Source organism: Anaerococcus sp. mt242, from assembly GCF_016798225.1.
Classification (GTDB): Bacteria; Bacillota; Clostridia; order Tissierellales; family Peptoniphilaceae; genus Anaerococcus.
In genome coordinates this window covers 103,410-125,298 of the sequence record NZ_JAEUYX010000004.1, presented here as the reverse complement: position 1 = coordinate 125,298, position 21,889 = coordinate 103,410, and the positions used below count along the sequence as shown (strand labels likewise).

The 21,889-nt window shown below is 33.1% G+C and carries 21 protein-coding genes; 17 read left to right on the top strand and 4 right to left on the bottom strand.

The features are described 5' to 3' along the window. Positions 1-48: 48 nt before the first annotated feature. The 11 genes from JNO63_RS03515 (at position 49) to JNO63_RS03465 (ending at position 11,706) form a co-directional block, all read left to right on the top strand. Positions 49-954 carry a carbohydrate ABC transporter permease gene (locus JNO63_RS03515; protein WP_203127112.1) on the top strand — a complete coding sequence of 302 codons (906 nt, stop codon included), beginning with the start codon at positions 49-51 and terminating at the stop codon, positions 952-954. A 1-nt stretch (position 955) separates the two neighbouring features. Continuing rightward, positions 956-1,834: a metallophosphoesterase family protein gene (locus tag JNO63_RS03510; protein WP_203127111.1), complete on the top strand. Its 879-nt coding sequence runs from the start codon at positions 956-958 to the stop codon at positions 1,832-1,834. After that, a complete protein-coding gene (locus JNO63_RS03505; RefSeq protein ID WP_203127110.1) occupies positions 1,821-3,164 on the top strand; it encodes an MATE family efflux transporter in 1,344 nt (447 codons plus the stop codon). Before JNO63_RS03510 ends, JNO63_RS03505 begins: the two co-directional genes overlap by 14 nt. Beyond that, positions 3,148-3,798, top strand: coding sequence for a hypothetical protein (locus JNO63_RS03500; RefSeq protein WP_203127109.1), 651 nt, complete (start codon positions 3,148-3,150; stop codon positions 3,796-3,798). The genes JNO63_RS03505 and JNO63_RS03500 overlap by 17 nt, the downstream gene beginning before the upstream one ends. A gap of 208 nt (positions 3,799-4,006) precedes the next feature. Continuing rightward, positions 4,007-5,125 (top strand): ABC transporter substrate-binding protein, encoded by a 1,119-nt coding sequence (locus JNO63_RS03495; protein ID WP_203127108.1) that lies wholly within the window; start codon positions 4,007-4,009, stop codon positions 5,123-5,125. Between the two features lie 8 nt (positions 5,126-5,133). Next, on the top strand, positions 5,134-5,985 hold the full coding sequence (locus JNO63_RS03490; RefSeq protein ID WP_203127107.1) for an ABC transporter permease: 852 nt from the start codon (positions 5,134-5,136) through the stop codon (positions 5,983-5,985). Next, positions 5,985-6,773, top strand: coding sequence for an ABC transporter permease (locus tag JNO63_RS03485; RefSeq protein ID WP_203127106.1), 789 nt, complete (start codon positions 5,985-5,987; stop codon positions 6,771-6,773). The genes JNO63_RS03490 and JNO63_RS03485 overlap by 1 nt, the downstream gene beginning before the upstream one ends. Continuing rightward, positions 6,773-7,813, top strand: a complete 1,041-nt coding sequence (locus tag JNO63_RS03480; RefSeq protein ID WP_203127105.1) for an ABC transporter ATP-binding protein — start codon at positions 6,773-6,775, stop codon at positions 7,811-7,813. The genes JNO63_RS03485 and JNO63_RS03480 overlap by 1 nt, the downstream gene beginning before the upstream one ends. After that, positions 7,810-8,787 carry a metallophosphoesterase gene (locus JNO63_RS03475; protein ID WP_203127104.1) on the top strand — a complete coding sequence of 326 codons (978 nt, stop codon included), beginning with the start codon at positions 7,810-7,812 and terminating at the stop codon, positions 8,785-8,787. Before JNO63_RS03480 ends, JNO63_RS03475 begins: the two co-directional genes overlap by 4 nt. Positions 8,788-8,922: 135 nt before the next feature. Next, a complete protein-coding gene (locus JNO63_RS03470) occupies positions 8,923-10,335 on the top strand; it encodes an aspartate ammonia-lyase (RefSeq protein WP_203127103.1) in 1,413 nt (470 codons plus the stop codon). Positions 10,336-10,344: 9 nt separating this feature from the next. Then, positions 10,345-11,706, top strand: coding sequence for a class II fumarate hydratase (locus tag JNO63_RS03465; RefSeq protein WP_203127102.1), 1,362 nt, complete (start codon positions 10,345-10,347; stop codon positions 11,704-11,706). 72 nt (positions 11,707-11,778) lie between these two features. Here the strand turns inward: JNO63_RS03465 and JNO63_RS03460 are convergent, their stop codons facing one another. The 3 genes from JNO63_RS03460 to JNO63_RS03450 are packed head-to-tail and all read right to left on the bottom strand — an operon-like array spanning position 11,779 to position 13,868. Further along, the gene (locus tag JNO63_RS03460) at positions 11,779-12,438 is read right to left on the bottom strand and encodes an HAD family hydrolase (protein ID WP_203127101.1); all 660 of its coding nucleotides are present in this window, start codon (positions 12,436-12,438) and stop codon (positions 11,779-11,781) included. A 10-nt stretch (positions 12,439-12,448) separates the two neighbouring features. Continuing rightward, positions 12,449-13,423, bottom strand: coding sequence for a CehA/McbA family metallohydrolase (locus tag JNO63_RS03455; protein ID WP_203127100.1), 975 nt, complete (start codon positions 13,421-13,423; stop codon positions 12,449-12,451). Beyond that, positions 13,416-13,868 (bottom strand): hypothetical protein, encoded by a 453-nt coding sequence (locus JNO63_RS03450; RefSeq protein WP_203127099.1) that lies wholly within the window; start codon positions 13,866-13,868, stop codon positions 13,416-13,418. The genes JNO63_RS03455 and JNO63_RS03450 overlap by 8 nt, the downstream gene beginning before the upstream one ends. Positions 13,869-14,007: 139 nt before the next feature. Here JNO63_RS03450 and JNO63_RS03445 point away from each other — a divergent pair, with 139 nt between their 5' ends. The 4 genes from JNO63_RS03445 (at position 14,008) to JNO63_RS03430 (ending at position 16,915) form a co-directional block, all read left to right on the top strand. Then, positions 14,008-14,547 (top strand): chromate transporter, encoded by a 540-nt coding sequence (locus JNO63_RS03445; RefSeq protein ID WP_203127098.1) that lies wholly within the window; start codon positions 14,008-14,010, stop codon positions 14,545-14,547. After that, entirely contained in the window at positions 14,540-15,100 is a 561-nt protein-coding gene (locus JNO63_RS03440; RefSeq protein WP_203127097.1) for a chromate transporter, read from the top strand. Before JNO63_RS03445 ends, JNO63_RS03440 begins: the two co-directional genes overlap by 8 nt. Before the next feature lie 66 nt (positions 15,101-15,166). Next, a complete protein-coding gene (locus JNO63_RS03435) occupies positions 15,167-15,922 on the top strand; it encodes a hypothetical protein (RefSeq protein ID WP_203127096.1) in 756 nt (251 codons plus the stop codon). Positions 15,923-15,994: 72 nt separating this feature from the next. Then, positions 15,995-16,915 (top strand): nucleoside hydrolase, encoded by a 921-nt coding sequence (locus JNO63_RS03430; RefSeq protein ID WP_203127095.1) that lies wholly within the window; start codon positions 15,995-15,997, stop codon positions 16,913-16,915. An 88-nt stretch (positions 16,916-17,003) separates the two neighbouring features. On the opposite strand, the gene JNO63_RS03425 is transcribed toward JNO63_RS03430, so the two are convergent. Continuing rightward, positions 17,004-19,673 carry a cation-translocating P-type ATPase gene (locus tag JNO63_RS03425; RefSeq protein WP_203127094.1) on the bottom strand — a complete coding sequence of 890 codons (2,670 nt, stop codon included), beginning with the start codon at positions 19,671-19,673 and terminating at the stop codon, positions 17,004-17,006. A 455-nt stretch (positions 19,674-20,128) separates the two neighbouring features. On the opposite strand from JNO63_RS03425, the gene prdC reads away from it, so the two are divergent. Together prdC and JNO63_RS03415 are read left to right on the top strand one after the other, a co-directional pair. Beyond that, positions 20,129-21,433, top strand: coding sequence for a proline reductase-associated electron transfer protein PrdC (prdC, locus tag JNO63_RS03420; RefSeq protein ID WP_203127093.1), 1,305 nt, complete (start codon positions 20,129-20,131; stop codon positions 21,431-21,433). Between the two features lie 10 nt (positions 21,434-21,443). Next, the gene (locus JNO63_RS03415) at positions 21,444-21,866 is read left to right on the top strand and encodes a hypothetical protein (RefSeq protein ID WP_203127092.1); all 423 of its coding nucleotides are present in this window, start codon (positions 21,444-21,446) and stop codon (positions 21,864-21,866) included. Positions 21,867-21,889 lie beyond the last annotated feature (23 nt).

Sequence of the window (21,889 nt, the reverse complement as noted above, 5' to 3'; positions counted from 1 at the left end):
GAGAATAAGCTAAAATTTCTCGGAGAATCTTTTATTTTAGGGAGGATTATGGACAGTTCAAAAAAAGCCATCCAAACAAGCAGATGGTCACAAATTATATTTTATATTATTTTAATACTTATGGCCCTTGCCATTGTTTTGCCATTTTTACACATCCTAGCCCTTGCTTTTAACTCAGGTAAAGATGCAGCCAGTGGAGGTATTGCTTTTTTTCCTAGAGATTTTACCTTAGAAAACTTTAGAGAAGTTTTTAAGCAAGATAACCTTATAAATGGATTCTTCATTTCTATTTTTAGAACTGTAATTGGTACAGTCCTTGGTGTATTTTTAATGTCTATGGCTGCTTGGGCCCTTACAATTCCTGACCTGCCAGGTAGGGGCAAGATTACATTCTTTATATTTTTTACCATGCTATTTGGCGGTGGAACTATCCCTTACTATTTGGTACTTAGCCAATTGGGTCTTACAAATACCATTTGGGTTTACATTATTCCAAGCCTTTATAGCGTTACAAATATTTTGCTACTAAGATCTGCATTTTCTCAAGTGCCAATGAGCCTTGTGGAAGCTGCAAGAATAGATGGAATGAAAGAATTTAGGATTTTTACCGACATGGTTTTACCAATGAGTAAGCCAACCCTTGCTACAGTAACACTTTTTACAGCTGTTGGTCATTGGAATGACTGGTTTGCTGGAAGTTTCTATGTTAGAAATCAAAAACTAAAACCACTTGCTACAATACTTCAAGACATGCTAACCCGCCAACAAGGGCTAGCAGATATTTTGGCCAAAAACTCAGGTGCAGCTTACCAGCAACTTGATAGGATTCAGGTAACGGGAGACTCCCTACAAATGGCAACTATCATTGTAGTTATATTACCAATTGTAATCTTATATCCATTTATACAAAAATATTTTGTCCAAGGTATCACCATAGGATCAGTAAAGGAATAATATGGAATTTAAAAATAATACATTTAAAATCGTACAATTTACCGACACACATTTCGGAAACCTACCACATCATGAGGATGATATTAGGACTTTTAATCTTATCGATAAGATCCTAACTGATGAAAAGCCAGATTTGATAGTTCATACAGGAGACATCATGTGGTCTGATGGGGTAAAAGATTCTGACAAAGTTTTTCAAATTGTAATGGAATATTTTGACAAATATGACATTCCCCTTGCAATAACTTTTGGAAACCACGACAGCGAAGAGGGCATTACTCGTTCAGAATTACGCTGTATCTATGACAAAACAATATCAAATAAGCCTGAGAAACAAGATGTTGTTGTAATAAATGATAAGGAAAATTATGTAATTCCTCTTTCAGAAAATGGAGAAGATATTGCATATTTATACTTTATCGACTCAGGTGCTGATGATAGATTTGGCTATGGAACCTACGAGTGGGTTTTACCAGAACAAGTGGAATGGTTTAGACACACAGCTGATAAAAATAAGAAAAATGATAGCGTAAAACGTGGTATAATTTTCCAACACATTCCAATTCCAGAATATTGGCAAAGTAAGGAAAATATTTTATACGGCGTTCAAGAAGAAACTAACGAAGCTATTTCAGCCCCAAAAATCAACACTGGACTATTTGCAAATATGCTACTAAATGGAGAAATTTGGGGCATGCTTGTAGGCCATGACCACGAAAATAACTTTGATAGTGAACTTTTTGGTATTCACTTAGCCTTTGCAAATTCTTCTGGCTACCAAGCCTATGGGGATGTAGCAAAAGGGGCTACAGTCATTGAAATTACAAAAGATCCTTTCGAAATAAAAACTAGAAATATACAGATTGATGCAGATAAATAATAAACTTTTTACCAAAGAATATCAAAATTTATTTTGGCCGCTTTTAGTAGAGCAGATTTTCCTAACCCTTATAGGTAACTTTAATGTATTTTTATTCTCTCTATTTAACGACCAAATGGTAGCAGCAATTGGGATTTCTGACCAATTGCTCAATATTTTTGCAATGATAACCAATATTGTAGTGCTTGGAGCGAGTATATTAATTATTCAAAATGCAGATAAGTCTAGGTTTTCCTATGTAAAGTCTATCCTTAAAGAATCAGTGATTTTAAATGTAATAATTGCAATTTTGATTGTAATAGCCGTATTTTTATTCAACAAGGACCTCTTAATGCTCATGCAAACGCCAAGGGAACTTTTGGATGAAACTTCTATATATATAAGGATAGTTTCTGTTTCAATTATATTTTTGGCTATGACATCCCTCATGCTTGGGACCCTGCGTGCCTTTGGTTTTGTAAAAATAGCTGTAAAAGTTTCGGTAATCAACACGGTTTTGGTTATTTTGGGCAATTCAACCATTGTCATTTTTAATCTAGGGGGCATATCATATATTGCTATTGCAACCCTTGTTTCAAGACTATTGGGTATGCTTTTGACATTTTTTACCCTAAAAAGCAAAATTCCAGAATTATTTGATTTTAAGGAAAGCTTTAGGAAAATTCCACTGAAAAAAGAAATTTTGACCCTTGGTATCCCTTCAGCTATGGAGCAGATTTCCTATAATTTTAGCCAGACTATAATAACTGCAATTATAGCATCACTAGGAACTATTGCAGTAAGTTCCAAAATCTATACCCAAACCATAACTTCATTTATATTTTCAATTGGAGTTGCAGCTGGGGTTGCTGGAAATCTTGTGATTGGTAATTATTACAGAAACAAGGATTTTGAAAAAATAAAGAATTTTGGAGTCATAAATGCAAATAGGATAAGTCTAATTGCAGGAGGGGTAAACCTAATTTTGGCCCTTTTGGGCAGATTTTTGGTAGGGATTTTTACAAAGGATCCAGAAATCACAGAAATAGTAACTCAACTACTATTTTTCCAAATCTTATTAGATCCAATGCGTGTGTCAAATGAAATTTTGGTAAATTCATTAAATGTACTAAAAGATGTAAAATTCCCAGTAATAGTGGGAATTGTAACAACATATATTTTGGTAATCCCACTTTCATACCTTCTTGTAAATAAATTAGGCATGGACCTTAGGGCGGTTTGGATAATATTTATCCTAGATGAGGCCTTAAGAAGATTATTATTTACCCTAAGATTTAAGTCAGGCAAGTGGATTAAGATAAACGAGGTAGACCATGGATACGAAATTTAGAAATATAATAAGCAAGGCTTTTGAAAAAATATATTATTATCTGTCATATTCGCTGATATATATTGTTTCTCTAGTAATGGGCCTAGGATTTTTAACCTTTGCCGGGGCAAATGTTGTGCTTTTTGACCTCAATGAAAAAATTGATCATGAAAGACATAAGGAAAAAATAAAAATCTTTAAGTTTTTTAAAGAAAATATTATAAATTATTCACTAAAATACTTAAAAATTAGCCTACTGTATGTAAGTTTAATATTAATATTAGCAGTAGATTTATTTTACTTTTCAACATCTATCAACCCATTATTTACAGGCTTGTTTTACCTAAATATAATAATGGCCTTTGTACTAGTAAATGCCATGACCCTAAGTTTTTACCTAATGGCAAAATATCCGGAAATGAAATTTACAGAAGTAGCAAAAAATGCAATCGCATTAGTAATAGTAAACATAATCGATATCCTAGTTCTAAATGCATTTTTAGCAGCAATAGCGATAGTTTTAATAAAAATCTCAAGCCTACTAATAATTGTCATCCTACCTGGTATTGCAATAGAGCTAGCATATAGATTTTACAAAAAAATGCTTGCTAGGAAATCTATTACTTATTTGCTTTTTAATTTGGAACAACAATAAAAGTCATCATAGTGTATCAATGATGATTTTTATTATTTGAGTACATTGATATATTTTAACTAAATTTTACAAAAATCTAGATCATGTAAAATTATTTTTATAGTCATTACAAAAGAAAATATTTGCATTAAATTTTAATTTACATTTACTTTCTTTATATTTTACGTATTGTTGCTAAACTAAAATATATATTATAAAAGGAGTTAATATGAAAACTATTAAGAAATTATCTTATTTATTTACAATTGGAGTGTTAGGTATATCCTTAACAGCTTGTGGAGGCAATGCTAAAAATGATCAAAGCGAACAAGCAGCCTTAGATTTAAATTCTATGACTGTTGAAGAAATTACTAAAAAGGCTAAAGAAGAAGGTGAAGTAAACTCTGTAGGTATGCCTGATGCTTGGGCAAACTGGAAAGAAACTTGGGCTGATATGGATAGCGAATATGGCATCAAACACGTAGATACAGATATGTCATCTGCAGAAGAACTTGCTATTTTTGAAAATGAAAAAGACAATGCATCTGCAGATATCGGTGATGTAGGTATTGCTTTTGGTCCAGAAGCTCAAAACAGAGGACTTTTACTTCCATACAAAACATCTTATTATGACGAAATTCCTGATTGGGCAAAGGATTCTGAAAAGGAAGGGTATTGGTTACTTTCATATACTGGAACAATGGCTTTTATGGTAGATACAGAAGCTACTGGAGGAAAAGTTCCAACAAGCTGGAAAGAAGTCTTAGATGGAGACTATGCTCTATCAATTGGTGATGTTTCAAGTGGTAATCAAGAACAATTCGCACTTTTATCAGCTGCAATTGCAAATGGAGGGGATGAAACAAATCTACAACCAGGTTTAGACTATTTTGCTAAAATAGCTGAAAAAGGAAAACTACACAATCAAGAGTCTAGTGTAGCTACCCTACAGGCGGGTGAACATACTATAGTACCTATGTGGGACTTTAACGCTCTTTCAGCTCAAGATGAGTTAGGATCAGACAGATTTAAAGTTGTAATTCCTCAAGATGGGGCAGTAATGTCTGGCTATACAACAATCTTAAATTCATATTCAAAAAGACCACATGCCGCAGCTTTAGCTAGAGAATATATCTTATCTGATGCTGGACAAAACAACCTTGCTCGTGGTCATGCTCGTCCAATAAGAGAAAATGTAGAACTAGATGAAGATGCAAAAGCAGCTCTACTACCTGATAGTGAATATAAAGATGCTAATGTCTATACAATAAAAAACGCTGATGCCTGGAATGAAGCTTTACCTAATCTAGGAAATATGTGGCAAGATAGTGTTGGTAGCAAAATGTAGGATTACTGATGAAAAAGAATAACAAAGATTTAGCTTTTTTTTATACAATTGCGGCCATCTTTGCACTGATAATTATAGCAATATTAATTTATCCATTAATAGTTATGATTAAACTAAGCTTCACAGATCATTCTACAGGAGCTTTTACTTTAAATAACTACGCTAGAATTTTTTCTGAAAGACAATATATAAGTGGCTTTAAAAACTCTATATTACTATCAATCTATTCTAGTATTTTAGGACTATTAATAACAATAATTGCTACATTTATTATTTATTTCAAATTTCCAAAGCTTAAAAACTGGTTTCTGTCATTAGCCAACCTAACTGCAAATTATGTTGGTGTGCCATTAGCTTTTGGTTTGATTATATTACTTGGTAATGCTGGTATATTAAGAATCTTAGACCAACAACTTGGATGGGGTCTATGGGATAGTTTTAGTGTATATTCATTAAAAGGATTAATGATTGCTTTTATTTATTTTCAAATCCCTCTAGGGATCACATTACTGATGCCAATTTATGATGTGATTGATAAAAATTGGAAAGAAGCAGCTGCAGTTTTAGGAGCATCTAATAGACAATTTTGGAAGAGAATTGGTATTCCGATTTTGATGCCTAGTTTTATAAACATCCTAGTTTTGATGTTTGTAAATGCCATAGGAACATATGATACAGCTATAGCCCTAACAGGTGCAAGTGTAAATATGATTTCAATAAATATAGCAAACACTATTTCTGGAGACATATTTGCATTACCAGAAGTAGGTTCAGCCCTATCAGTGGTTCTTGGAATAATTTTAATAATTAATATGATTATAGGCAATAGAATTACAAAAAGAGCAAGGAGATTGGCATAATGGGAAGAAAATTTATAGATAGACTAATAATTGCGCTACTTTTATTGTTCCTTTTAATACCTCTTCTTGGAACAATATTGTATTCATTTTCTTCAGAATGGACCTTTACTGTTTTGCCAAAAGGACTTACCCTAGACTGGTATAAAGAATTATTTACAGACCAAAACTTTACAAACGCAATGCTAAGAACAATATTTTTAGCGGCAATAGGAACAATAGGATCAATAATTTTAGTGGTGCCAACTGTATTTTTGCTTTACGTGTACTACCCAAAATATTTATGGGTGCTAGATACACTCGTACTTTTAAGCTTTTCGGTACCAGCTATTATTTCAGCTATGAGTTTGATGAGTGCTTATTCATCTACAGGCATTCCAATGCTTATTTTTGTAATAGGATCATATATTGTTGGGGGATTACCAATGATACAAATTGGTACAAGAAATGCTCTAAAAGCAATAAATGCAAGAACTTTGATGGAGTCATCTGAAATACTAGGCGCATCAAAAACGAAATCATTTTTTAAAGTTATACTACCAAATATCACTGGCGGAATTATTGCATCCTCATTATTTAGATTTGCAACTTTATTTGGAGAATTTGGTATTTTAAATCTACTAGTTGGTGGTTCATTCTCAAACATTCAAATGTTCTTAAGACAGAATATGAACAGAAATGGATATTATACATCAGCTATAGTAGTTAGCTATTTTATTATAGTAACAATAATGACAATTATAGGTTTAAATTTATCTGATAAGGTTACAAGAAGCAAAGGGGAAGAATAATGGCATTTATAGAAGTAAAAAATTTAAAAAAGGCCTATGGCAAGAATATAGTAATCCCTGATTTAAGCTGTGAAATGCAAGAAGGGACATTAAATACTTTGCTTGGAGCATCAGGATCAGGAAAATCCACATTGCTAAGGTCTATGGCTGGCCTTGAAGATATCCAGGGTGGAGAAATATATATAGACGGGGTAAATGTTACCAATCTACCTACAAAAGATAGGAATGTAGGCATGGTATTTCAAAACTATGCCCTATTTCCAAATCTTACAGTTCTTGACAATGTAGCCTTTGGTTTAGATATTAGGGGAGATGATAGAGAGCAAGCAAGGCAAAAGTGCAGAGAAATGATAAAAAGAGTTGGACTTAATGGAAAAGAAGATGCTTATCCAGAGAATTTATCAGGTGGTCAGCAACAAAGAGTAGCCTTAGCAAGGTCACTAGTTACTGAACCAAAAGCCCTTTTTCTTGATGAGCCACTTTCAGCACTAGATGCTAAAATTAGGGTTGAACTTAGAGAGCTTATCAAACAACTGCAAGAAGAACTTAAAATTACAGTGATTTTGGTAACTCATGACCAAGAAGAAGCGATGATTATGAGTGAGAAAATATTTGTAATGGAAAATGGCCAAATTGTACAAGAAGGATCACCAATTGAAGTTTACGAATCTCCAAGCACAAACTTTGTAGCAGGATTTGTAGGCAATCATAATTTATTAACAGCAGATGAATTTGAAAGAATTAGTGGGGACCGTTTGGATACTGATAGTCTTATAGCCATTAGACCTGAAACAATTATGGGAAAGATATATGATAAGGATATTCCTTATTATGAGTTTGATGCAAGGGTTTTAAGATCATCTATGAATGGTTCCATTATCAGATATTATCTAGATGTAAATGGAATTAATATAGTTGCAGATCAATTAAATAAACAATCAAATCTTGTAGAAGATGGCACTGAAATGAAAATATACCTATATAAAGATGAACTTATTTTAGTTGGCAAAACAATAGCCAGAGATGTAAAAAAACAATGATAAACTTAAAATATGATCAAGATAATCAATTTAAAATAATTCAATTTACTGACCTACATTTAGCAAGTGTGCCTTCTAATGATAAAGATACAAAAACTTATGAAAATATCAAAAGATTGTTAGATATTCAAAGACCAAATTTAATTGTATTCAGTGGTGATATCATAGATTCTATAGAAGAACATGGGGCTAATAATCCAGCTGTAAGTTTTGAAAAATTTATTAATTTTTTAAACGAATTACAAATTCCAGTAGCAATTACTTTTGGAAATCATGATAGTGAGGGCCAAGTAAGTCGAGATGATTTAAGAAAAATTTGTAATGAGAAATTAACTTGCCATGCTAAAAAAAGTGAAGTAAATCTAGTCAATGGCAGAGAAAATTATATTTTAGAAATCAAAGACTCAGAAGATAATGTAAGAAATTTAGTATTTATGGTAGATTCTGGAGACTATGAAAACGAAGAATATAGTTATTATGCATGGGTGGATCTTGAACAAATTTCTTGGTTTAATCAAGTAAATGAAAAATACGGACACACTGGAACTAACAAAAGTGATTTAATTTTTCAACACATTCCTCTACCTGAATATTGGCAAGCAAGTGAAGATATAATTGCAGGTGATTTTAAAGAATCTTTTGCCCAAAACCTAGAATGGCTAGAACAAAGCCAGGATTTGGATAATCAATCACAAACAAAGCTTAAGAACAAATCTATTCCTGAATATGGAGTTTGTTCACCAGAATTAAACAGTGGATTTTTTATACAAATGCTAAAATCTAATGTTTGGGGTATGTTTGTAGGCCATGACCATAACAATAGCTTTGATAGTATTTATAAAGGCATACATTTAGTTTACGGTCAATCAACAGGATATAATTCCTATGGTAATAAAAAAGGTGCTAGAGTTATCAATTTAGATGCAAAAAACAATCAAATATCCACGGATATTATTCTTTTTGACGAATTTTAAGTGTCTTGAAAATAGAGTTAAGTTACTAATATCTTAACTCTATTTTTCTTTGTTATTTTTTAAATAAAAACCTTTTTCTGATATCCTTGTAAGATTTGACCTATATTATATAATTAAACTATGGAGGATAGAGATATGAGTAATTTTAGGATTGAGCATGATTCTCTTGGTGAGATTAGTATAGATGAAAACGCTCTTTATGGGGCCAATAGTCAGAGGGCTTTTGAGAATTTTAATATAAGTGGCCTTAGGATGGATGAGAAATTTATTGATGCTATCCTTGAGGTAAAAAAAGCTTGTGCTATTGAAAATGGGAAGATTGGTCTTTTGACAGAGGAAGAAACTGAAGCAATTGTAAATGCTTGCGAAAAGCTTATTGCTGGTCAAAATCGAGATAGTTTTATAGTTGACCCTATCCAAGGTGGGGCTGGTACTTCTTTTAATATGAATGCCAACGAAGTGATTGCAAATATTGCCGAGATTAGCTTTGGTGGCAAGGCTGGCGAATACAAAATTATCCATCCAAACGACCATGTAAATAAGGGCCAATCTACCAATGATGTGATACCTACTAGTGGAAAAATTGCTTTAATTAGATATTTTAAAGAATTAATAGAAGAAGCTAATAAACTTATAGATTCTTTAAATAAAAAAGCAGAAGAATTTGCTGATGTTTACAAAATGGGCAGGACTCAGCTACAAGATGCTATACCAATGAGCCTTGGTCAAGAATTTAAAGCCTATGCCAAAGTATTATCCCGTGATGTAAAAAGATTAAAAAAAGCTATAGGGGACTTATCTTTTGTAAATCTTGGCGGCACTGCAATTGGTACTGGGCTTAATGCTGACAAAAGATATGTGGATGAGGTTGTGGGCGTACTTGCTGATGTAAGTGGCCTTTCTTTAAAGCAAAATGAAGATTTGATAGATGGAACCCAAAACCTAGATGCCATCCTTTTTGCTTCATCTGTTTTAAAAACTTTTGCAGCTAGCCTATCAAAAATTTCAAACGACCTTAGACTTATGAGTTCTGGTCCACAAACTGGGATTTTTGATATAAAATTACCTGCCAAACAAGCTGGATCATCTATCATGCCTGGAAAAGTAAATCCAGTAATTCCAGAGGTTGTAAACCAAGTTGCATTTTTGGTAATCGGCAATGATCTGACAGTAACAATGGCAGTTGAAGCAGGCCAGCTAGAGCTAAATGCCTTTGAGCCAGTGATTTTCCACAGACTTTTTGAATCCTTAAAAACTTTAAAAGGAGCAATATATACTTTAAGAGTAAATTGTATTGATAATATTGTTGCAAATAGAGAAGAATTAAGCGAAGAAGTAGAAAAAAGCGTAGGCCTTATCACAGCACTCGCCCCACACATTGGCTATGAAAAATCTTCAAAAATAGCTAAAAGAGCATTAAAAACTGGTGAAAGCATCCGAGATATAGTCTTAGATGAAAATCTATTATCAGATGAAGATTTAGATAAAATACTTGACTTTAAAAAGATGATAGAACCTGGAATCCTTGATGAGGAAGAATTATTTTAAGAGGTAAAAATGAAAAAAAGAATTGAAAAAGATTCAATAGGGGAGATTGAAGTCCCAGCTGATGCCCTTTGGGGTGCCCAAAGCCAAAGGTCTATCGAAAACTTCCCAAAAGATACTGAAACTATGCCAAAATCTTTATTAATGGCCCTAGTAAATGTCAAAAAAGCTGCGGCAAAAATAAATAATGAGGAGGGCAAACTTTCTGATGAGAAAAAAGATTTGATTAATTATGCATGCAATCAAATTTTGCTTGGCAATTATGATGACCAATTCCCTCTAAGTATCTGGCAAACAGGATCTGGCACTCAAACAAATATGAATGTTAATGAGGTAATTGCAAATCTTGCAAACAAGAAAGCGGGAGAAAAAATCATACATCCAAACGATCATGTAAATATGAGCCAATCATCAAATGATGTCTTCCCAACAGCCATGCATGTTGCAAGTTTTTTAAATCTAAAAGAGAATTTATTTCCAGAAATAGAAGGTGTTATTGAAACATTATACAAAAAGGAAAATGAATTTGATATCATAAAAACAGGACGCACTCACCTGCAAGATGCAACTCCTATCAGACTTTCCCAAGAAATTTCTGCATGGAGAGTCATGATTGAGCGTGATTATGAAATATTAAAAGAAACTAGCCAATCTTTAAGAAATCTTGCTATTGGTGGGACAGCTGTAGGTACTGGCCTAAATGCATCTGATACTTTTGGAGCAAATGTAGCCAAGGAATTGTCAGCACTTTTGGATAGCGAATTTACTTCAGACACTAATAAATTTTACCAATTATCCAGCAAACAAGCCTTAGTAGCAAGCCATGGGGCTATAAAAACTTTAGCAAGTGATTTGTATAAAATTGCAAATGATATTAGGTTTTTATCTTGTGGACCTAGATCTGGAATTAATGAATTAAATATTCCAGCAAACGAGCCAGGATCATCGATTATGCCTGGTAAGGTAAATCCAACCCAGGTTGAATCTCTAACAATGGTTGCTATCCAAATAATGGCCAATGACTTTGCAATAACAATGGCAAATTCCCAAGGCCAATTGCAATTAAATGCCTATATGCCACTAATTATCTACAATATGGACCAATCTATAAATCTATTAGCAAAATCTATAAAATGTTTTAGAGAAAATCTTCTAGAAGGTCTTAGCCCAAATAAAGAAAATATAGATAAAAATCTAGAAAATTCACTAATGCTAGTGACAGCTTTATCACCAAAAATTGGTTATGATAAGGCAAGTGAGTTTGCAAAATATGCCTTTGATAAGAGACTTACTTTAAGAGAAGCCAATGGAGAATTAGGGTTTTTAGATGAAGAAGAATTTGATAAATTAATTGATCCTTCAAAGATGGTGTAAGGTTATAAAAAATTATATTAATACTAAATAAGAAAGGATACCGAATTAACGGTATCCTTTTTTAAATTTATTTTATCCCAACAAATTATCAGCATCTATTTCCCAAATACCATTTAGATATAGGGTCGCGTTTTCTTTTATATCTTCCCACTCATTTTCATTGTATGGGAAGTCTTTTACTCCACAAGTGTTGATTCCTACTGAGTTTGCAGATTTTATTGCATAAAGGGCATCATCGTATAGGATTACTTCATTTGCATCTACTCCAAATTTATCTATCGCATATTGCCAGTATTCTTTGTCAGATTTTTTGGAATCTGCAAGGTCTGGAGTAGTTAAAAAGCTAAAGTATTGATCGATATTTAGTCTTTCAAAGGCAAGTTTTAAATAAATTGAGTCAGTTGATGAAGCAATTGCCATCTCATAGCCTTTATCGTGAAGCTCTTCTAATTTTTTTAGGGCTCCATCTTTTGGCATTAGTGAATTTTTGTAGCTGTCATTGATGATTTCATCAAAATATTGGCGTACATCATCTTTGCTCATATCTTCAGCCAATTCATCAGCAATAAATTGACACATACCATCTAATGGTAGGGCTTCGATTTTTCCTTTTTCTTCTTTAGAAAGTGTGTCTAGTCTAAAACCATATTTTTCAAAAATTTCGTTGATTGGGTCTACCCAAATGTGCATAGAATCAAGGATTGTACCGTCGCAATCAAATAATAATTTCATTTTTTCTCCTTTATTTTACAAAAATTGGGGAAGTAGTTACAAGTCTTATATTTTCTGTATCCTTCATATCCCCAAGGACTTCAAATCTTAGATACCCTTTTTTAGGATTTATATTAAATTCGATATCTTCCCCAAAATTAATTTCTTTTTCAAAAACTAGGTCTTCGTTATTAAAAATTACAATTTTTTTAGGGACAATATTTAAATAATTAGTATTTTTAAAATTGCTTTTTTCTATTGAAATTTTGCCAGCAAAATCACCCTCGCTTATCTCATCACCTAGCTCAGTATTTTTAAAATTATAATTAAAAATAATACCGTAGGTCAGATAAGTATTTGCATTTTTTATGGCAGCAAGGATATTTTTTTCATTAATTTCGCCATTTATGCCAAGCATATTAATTGGCACACTATCATCATCTTTAGATTTGACATGCCAGTCACGGCCACCAAGGGCTGCTAATTTGTAGCCATCATTTAAAAGTTTTTCCCAAAATCTATAAGCTAATTGAGTTGACTTACTATTTTCAGAATTTTCACCATTTATAAGCTCTAAATAAGAAAATTTTGAATAATCATCTATATTAAATTCAAAATGACAACCAGTACAAATTGGATTACCCATATCAAAAGGATGGTTTATAGAAAATACTGCATCAGGATATTCGGCACTGATCTCATCTATACAATCTTCAATATTTGTTAGTGTAGCCTTTGTATAATTTCCTGCATCATGAGTGCCTAAAATGAGCAAATGTCCAAAAAAAGTAGTCCACTCTACGCCATGAAAAACAGGTAAAATATCCTTATCAAAATTTTTTTCAAATATTTCATCCACGCCTGCATCTGTATTATGGTCGGTTAAAAACATTGCCTTATATCCAAAATCTTTTGCATTTCTCACTACTTCTTCTGGGGTTAAGTGACCATCAGAATGGTGGCTGTGGGAGTGGAGCAAAACTGGAACATATTTTAAATTACTCATTTATAGCCTCCAATGAAATTTTGGCATCAACATCACTGTTGCAAGAGTGCATGGATAGGACAAATTCGTAGGATCCAGCTCTTACATCAAATTTTTTATAACCTCTGGAAGAAAATTCTGGGCTAACTACTATTTCTTGGTCATTTACCTTATTGTGGTAGGCGCCAACAAATTTTCCTTCATAAAATAGGCTAGTAGTTAGGAAATTTTCAATATTTGCATCAAGAGTTCCCTTTCGGTCCTCCACACTATAAATCTCATCAGATAAGTACTTTTCCACAGCTTCTTTTAAAACTTCTATATTTTCTCCCTGACCTACATGGGTTGGGGAGTAGGATAATTTTATAATTATTCTATCGAAATTTTCCTCAAGTTTGAAAGGAAATCGCCTGTGAGTCAGACTATCGTTTTTATTTAATTTTAAATTTTCATCTATAATTTGCATTTTTATTCCTTTTCTAATTTTAAATACCAAAATTTATTATAAAAAAAATCTATTAGGGCCATGTTATTTCTTTGTAAAATTTAAATTAATAAAAACTTTTATGCTATACTTAAAAAGAGAATATTAGAAGGAGTTTATTTTGAATATTTTAATTGATTTGTACCTTACTTTTGCCAAAATTGGCCTCTTTACCTTTGGTGGCGGCTATGCTATGCTCCCACTTTTGGAAAGGGAAGTTGTAGATAATAAAAATTGGGCGACGCGTGACGAAATATTGGATTATTATGCAATTGGTCAATCCACACCAGGGATAATTGCTGTAAATACTGCAACTTTTTGTGGTTTTTCCCAAGCTGGAAATCTTGGAGGTATTATAGCTTCTCTGGGATTTATTAGCCCATCTATAATTATTATTTTAATTATTGCAAATTTTTTAAAGGCCTTTAGCCATATTGTTTGGATTAAACATGCTTTCGCAGGAATACGTGTGGGTGTTTCTGCCTTGGTTTTTTATTCAGTTTTAAAAATGCTTAAGAAAAATGCAAATACTCCCTTAAAATTTGCCATATTTTTATTAACTTTTATAGCTATTGGTTTTCTACAAATATCTCCTGTAATTATTGTAATAGCGGTTGCTATCTTTGGAATTTTGCTTGGAAGGATGGGAAAAAATGCTTAGAATGATTTGGGAATTTTTTAAGGCGGGGCTCTTTGCCATAGGTGGTGGCATGGCTACTATCCCATTTTTACAAGAAATGGCCAAAAATTTTGGTTGGTTTAGTGAGGAAGAACTATTAGATATGATTGCAGTTTCAGAATCTACTCCTGGTGCAATAGGTATAAATATTTCTACCTTTGCAGGATTTAAATCCTATGGTATCCTTGGAGCGATTTTTGCAACTATTGCTTTGATAACTGGACCAATTATCATTACGCTGATAATTGCAAGGATGATGGCAAAGTTTAAGTCATCAAAAATAGTCCATGATATGTTTGAAACTATACGTCCAGCAACTGCTGGTTTGATTTTAGGAGCTATGGCATCAGTTATTGCCATGACACTTTTTAATATTCCTTTATTTGGCCAAACAGGAAATATTATGGACCTCTTTAAATTTTTACCAATGATTTTATTTGCAATTTATCTTTTTGCCCTAGTAAAATTTAAAAATCTACACCCGCTGCTAGTAATTGGCATAAGTGCTATAATTGGGATTATTGTTGGATTGTAGGGTGAAAAAAAGTATAATATATAGGCAATATTAGAAAAGAATAATAACATATTTTAAGGAGAAAATGTGAGAAAGCATATATTAGTTTTAAGCCTAGCAGTAATTTTAAGTGCCTGTGGCAATCAAAATGCTGATCAAACAGCAAAAAAAGAGCCGACAGAACCTTTAAAAAGAAAAGAAATCATAAATCCAGTACCAGAATTAAAAAGACAAACTATAGAAGAAGACCTAGAAAACCATAAAGATATCCAAGAAGAAGTCCTTCGTGATCAATTGGAAGAAGGCGTTTCTGTATTTAAACAACTTGAAACTGTAAAAATCGACAGCATCAGCGAAGATAGCCCACAAATGTATACTACAATCAATTTTTTAAAAGAAGGTAAATTTAATGGAGAATACTTTGCTACTAAAAGTGGGGATGGCTACGATGCTGGCTTAGCTGATGCAGCAAAAAAAGCTGGAACAGATGAAATTCATGTATCAAGTTTTGACGGTGAATTTCAATATGTAGAACAAGTCGGTGATAGATCCTACAAACTAAAATTAAAAAATCTATATATAACTTCAAAAGAGGGTGTGGATAGTGAAATGCCGCAAAAAGCTACAGTTGACTTTACTAAACAATTAAATGTAGATGATGAGTACATTTTATTCCTCGATGGTGCACCAATACCCCTAGAAACAAGAAAGGGAACAGCTTTAGAAAATCAAATCAATTCAATGAATGGACCTGAAAAAGAAAAAGCAAGCCCAGATCGTGCCTACGGCCCAATTCTTTATAGCCCAAGCGAAGATATAGTTTGGAAAACTTGGGTTTATTAATCATTGGAGGAGGCGGATTTAATTCCGTCTTTTGTTTTGTAAAAAAAATTATATTTAGGAGATTAGATAAAAATGAAAAAAGTACCTACAATTTTTGACACAGATCCTGGCATAGATGATGCCTTTGCCCTAAGCTTTTTAAACAAAAGCGAAATCTTTGATGTAAAAATGTTATCCTCAGTTGCAGGAAATGTAAAACTTAAACATACAACTAGAAATTTAAGGGGTTTAGTCTTTGCCATGGATTGGCAAGTGCCTATTTTTAAGGGTCTTGATAAATCAATCTTGGGTAAGCAAATTTTGGCAGAAGGATTTCACGGAGAAAATGGACTTTTAGGATACGAATTTAAGGATGATGAGCTTGCAAAATTAGAAAATCAATCGGCAATTAAGGCTATGGCAGAAGTTTTAGAAGAAAATGATAAGACTTTAATCATTGCCGTAGGCCCTCTTACAAATATTGCAAGTCTTATACTGGCCCGTCCTGACCTAAAAGAAAAAATAAAGGAAATTACTATAATGGGCGGAGCAATCGGTATGGGAAATGTGACAGCTACTGCAGAGTTTAATATCTTTGCTGACCCAGAAGCCGCTGCCATTGTTTTTGATAGTGGAATAAAAATCAATATGCTAGGTCTAAATGTAACAACAAAAACTTCTTATGATATAGATATGCACAAGGATTTTAAAAGGTCTGATAAAAAAATAAATGAAATCTTATCATCTGTTATGGATATAAGAATAGACCAAGCAGGAGCAGAGGAAAACTACACAACCTTTATGCACGATACCCTAGCAGTTATGTACCATACAAATCCAGAAATTTTTGAAAGCCAAATGATCCATATGGATGTAGAAACAAGGGGCGAATTTACTCGTGGTATGACAGTAGCTGATTTAAGAACACATTCTACTGCTTATAAAAATATAAACTTTGTTTCAGATATTGATATAGATAGTTTTAAGAAAATTTTTATGGATGTTCTTTTATAAGTAAAGATGGAAGTGCTCGATTACTTTAAATTATAATTTCTAAATTTATGTAATAAAAAACCTAAGCTTTAAAGCTTAGGTTTTATTTTTATCTTCTAACTCTTTTTCTAATTTCTCCAATTATGAGTGGTAGGAAAGATAATAGGATTATTATCCACCATTCCCAAGTAATAAATTGAAGTTCAAAAAGTCTTCTTAGTGGTGGTACATACATAACTAAAAGTAGTAGGGCAAATGATAATAGATTTGCCTTTAATAAGTTTTTGTTGCTAAACCAACCAAGTTCTTTTAATGTATATCTTTCACTTCTTACAGAGAATGCTCTTAAAAGCTCACTTGTAATAAGCGTTGCAAATACCATTGTGTGAGCACCTTCAATATTATTTGGGAAGATGTAGTTTAGCCCAATGACATAGGCTGCAAGTACAGAAATTGTAATTGCAATTGATTGTAAGATTACATTTTTACCAGTTTCACCAGCTAGGATTGACTCGTTAGGATCGCGAGGTGGGCGCTCCATAATATCAGCTTCTGCTGGTTCGACACCAAGGGCAAGTGCTGGGAAAGCATCTGTTACTAGGTTTAACCAAAGTAGTTGAATTGGTGTAAGTGGGCTTGGAAGTCCAAATAGGATTGATAAGAATACTATTAAAACTTCGGCAATATTACAAGAAAGTAAGAATCCAACGAATTTTTTGATATTTGAAAAGATTACTCTACCTTCTTCTACAGCATTTACTATTGTAGCAAAGTTATCATCTACTAAGATCATATCTGCAGTATCTTTTGCAACGTCAGTTCCTGTAATACCCATTGATATACCAATGTCTGCATTTTTAATCGCAGGAGCATCATTTACTCCATCACCAGTCATAGCAACAACATTTCCATTTGCTTGTAGGGCATTTACTAATTGTACCTTATTTTGTGGAGAAACTCTGGCAAATATTCTTTTTGTCTTTACAATTTCTCTAATTTCTTCTTCTGATTTATTATTTAAATCGCTTCCTTGCATAGCTTGGTCTTCACGTTCTGCAATTCCAAGTTCTTTTGCAATGGCAAGAGCAGTTTCAAAATAGTCACCAGTTATCATTATTACATCGATTCCTGAGTTGTGGCATTCAGCAACTGCAGCTTTTGCTTCTGGTCTTGGTGGGTCGATCATACCTGTAAGACCTACAAATACCATTTCGCGTTCGATATTTTCTGTTGTAAGCTCTTCTCCTTCTAATGTTTCATATGGTTTAAATGCATAGGCCATTACACGGAGTGCTTGTTTGGCAAGTTTTGTATTTTCCTCTAAAACTTGTCTTTTCATATCTTCTGTGAATTCTTCTAGCTTTCCATCTATCATAATTTTGCTAGAATTTCCAATTATAATATCTGGCGCACCCTTAGTCATTGCATAGTATGTGCCATCCATTTCGTGGAAGGTTGTCATCATTTTTCTATCAGAATCAAATGGGATTTCATCAATTCTTGGATGAGCTTCATTTAAATCTTCTTGGACAATGCCCCATTTTTCAGCAAGGGTTAGCATAGCACCTTCTGTTGGGTCACCAGTTATTTCATAAAGTCCATTTCTTTCAATTAAATTTGCATCATTTGATAATGAAGCTACAGTCATTAGAAGTTTGATTTGGTCATGATCTGCGATAGTTTCGCCTTCAAGTGTTATATCACCTTCTGGTGTATAGCCAGATCCAGCTACATCAAATTCTTTAAAATCTGTAAATACTTTTGTAATGGTCATCTCATTTTGAGTAAGTGTACCAGTTTTATCAGAACAAATTGCTGTTGTAGAACCTAGAGTTTCTACAGAAACTAAGTTTTTAACAATAGCTTTACGTTCAACCATGCGGTTCATACCAATTGATAATACAATTGTTACTACAGCTGTAAGACCTTCTGGAATTGCTGCTACTGCAAGTGAAACTGCAACCATAAAGTTTTCCAGCCATGACATATTGCTTCTAAAATATCCTACTACAAATACTAGGATACAAACTATAATAACAAGAATTGCAAGTTTTTTAGATAAGTCTTTTAATTGTCTTTGAAGTGGTGTTTCCTTATCAGCTACAGAATCAAGACTTGTTGCAATGTGTCCGATTTCTGTATCATGGCCTGTTGCGGTGATTACACCCTCACCGTGTCCATAGGTTACGATTGATGAAGAAAAGGCTGAGTTTTTGCGATCTCCAATACCTACTTCTGTATCATAAACTTCATCCGCATCTTTTTCTACTGCTACTGACTCACCAGTTAATGATGATTCATCAATTTGTAAGTTTCTAGAATCTAGAAGTCTGATGTCAGCTGGGATAATATCACCTGTTTCAAGAGTAACAATATCTCCAGGCACAAGATCTTCTGCCTTTACTTTTCCGCGTTTTCCATCACGGACAACAGTTGCTTCAGGACTGCTCATTTTTTGAAGGGCTGCTACACTATCTTCTGCTTGTCCTTCTTGATAAATACTCATAATAGCATTGATAATTACAATTGCAATAATGATGATTGCTTCAACAGTATCACCTGTAAAAGCTGATATGATTGATGCTACTATAAGCAAGATAACCATCGGATCTAAGATTTGTTCTTTGATTTTTTCTAGCATTGACTTTTTGTTTGATGACTCAATTCTATTTGGGCCATATTTATCCAAACGAGCTTGTGCTTCGCTAGAAGAAAGACCAGTCTTAGGATCGGAATTTATTTTTTCTAATAAATCTCTTTTAGAACCTTGGTAGTCCATATTTCCTCCTATAAAATTTTTGCAAAAATGGTAATAAAAAAGACTTTTGGCGAAAACTGCCAAAAGTCTTGCCACCGTATGAGGGTTTATTTAACCGGAATAAAATTCGTTTTGACGATTAAATAATTGGGCTACTCCCTTTTGCTACTCTCATTATAAGCTAAAATGATGAAAAACACAACATGAAATTTAAAGGATATTTGATAATATGTCATATTGAAAAAATTATAAAAAGATTGATAAAATTTATTAATAAACATTATCAAGATAACTATAAAAGATTATTTTTAACAAAGTTTATTTCCCTATTTTTAAGGCAAGCAAACGTATTCAATATGCTTGACTTTTTTGATAAAAAAACATACTATTAGTATAGGTAAAGAGACGTCTTTATCAAATAAACGCAATCATGAGTGTGTTTTTAATTTACTATAACAAAGTAAAAGGAGTATATAATGTTAAAATTTAACCTAAGAATGGGTATTGGTGCTCCTGCTTCACCTATTGTAAATAGCGGTGATGAGGTTAAAAGAGGCCAAAAAATTGCTGATTTTGACCCTGAACAATTATCAGTACCAATTTATTCATCTGTAAATGGTAAAGTTAGCGAAGTAACTGATGAAGCCATCTACATAGAAAAAACAGATGATAATAAGGATTATTTAAAAATAGAGAAAAAAGATAGTCTTGCTGATGTTGCTAGAGAAGCTGGTATTATCGGACTTGGTGGTGCAGGTTTCCCAACATATGTAAAACTTAACACAGATTTAAAGGGTGAGGGATATCTTTTAATAAATGCATCAGAATGTGAGCCAATCCTTGAGCATAACATTGCACAAATTAAAGAAGACCCACAAAAATTTATAGATGCTGTAAAACTAGTTAAAGAAGGAATCAATGCAAAAATGGCATTTATTGCTATGAAGATAATTCATACAGAAGAAATCAAAGCATTAACAAAACTTCTTAAAGAAAATAATATTACAGACATTAGAGTTTTCCCACTTAAAAATATGTATCCAGTTGGTGAAGAACGTGCTATCATTAGAGACGTTTTGAACCAATTACTAAGTGTAACTGACCTACCAAATGTTGCTGATGCAGTTGTAATGAACTCAGAAACAACTATAGCAGTTTATGATGCATACACAGATGGCAAACCACTTATTGACAAAATGATGACAGTTGCCGGAAATCTAAATGATTTAGGCAAAAACGAATATGCAGTAAGAACATATCCAATCGGAACAATTCTTTCTGATATCATCGAAGAATTTGGTGGAGTTCGTGAAAACTCTGGAGAAATCATCATCGGTGGACCATATACAGGTCATTCAATGCTTGAAGAAGAAATTTTATCAAAAACAGTTGGTGGAATCATCGTAGCAGACCCATGTGAACAAGTAGAAAAACTTGGCATCATTCGTTGTGCTTGTGGACCAAACAAAGATAGATTACTTCACATTGCAGAAATGATGGGTGTAAAAGAAGAAGATTTAGTAGGATATGAAACTTGTAAAAATGCTATGGAAGTAAAACCAGGCGTATTTAAATGTCAAAACCCAGGTATTTGCCCAGGTCAAGCAGAAAAAGTATTAAATCTTTACAAAAACGGTGCAAAAGATATCTTGATCGGACACTGTACAGATTGTTCAAACACAGTAGCAGCAAACGTTGCAAATATCCCAGTAGAAATGCACCATGCTACAGACCATGCTAAAGATTCAATGGGCATGGAAAGAACAAGAGCAATGAAGTAAAGGAGCAAATATGGCATTAACACATGAACAAGCTCAAGCAAATCTTGATAAAAAAGCTGTATTAGCTTTAAGATCAGTAGAAGGCACAACAGTAAATGAATCGCTTCTAGAAGATCCAGCAATGTTTGACCAATTAGTAGATTTAGGACTAATCGAAATTCCTGAAGATACACTAACAATTGGCGAAGTTCTAGGTGCTGAAACCAAAGGACTTGTAGAAGGACTAACAGCTATCACACCAGATCTAGTAGATACATCAAAAGTAGTAAGTGCAGTAGAAGAAACTAGCCAAGAAGTTTCAAACGAAGAAGCACTTGCAGCAACAAGTAGTGAAGATGTAGATATTAGCTTTGACTTTAGCGAAACAAGCAGCAATGGTTTCGTAATTTCAATCGAAGAAGGAAGAGATATTAGATTAGAATTCGAGTTCTAATTTAATGATTTTAATCATCATAA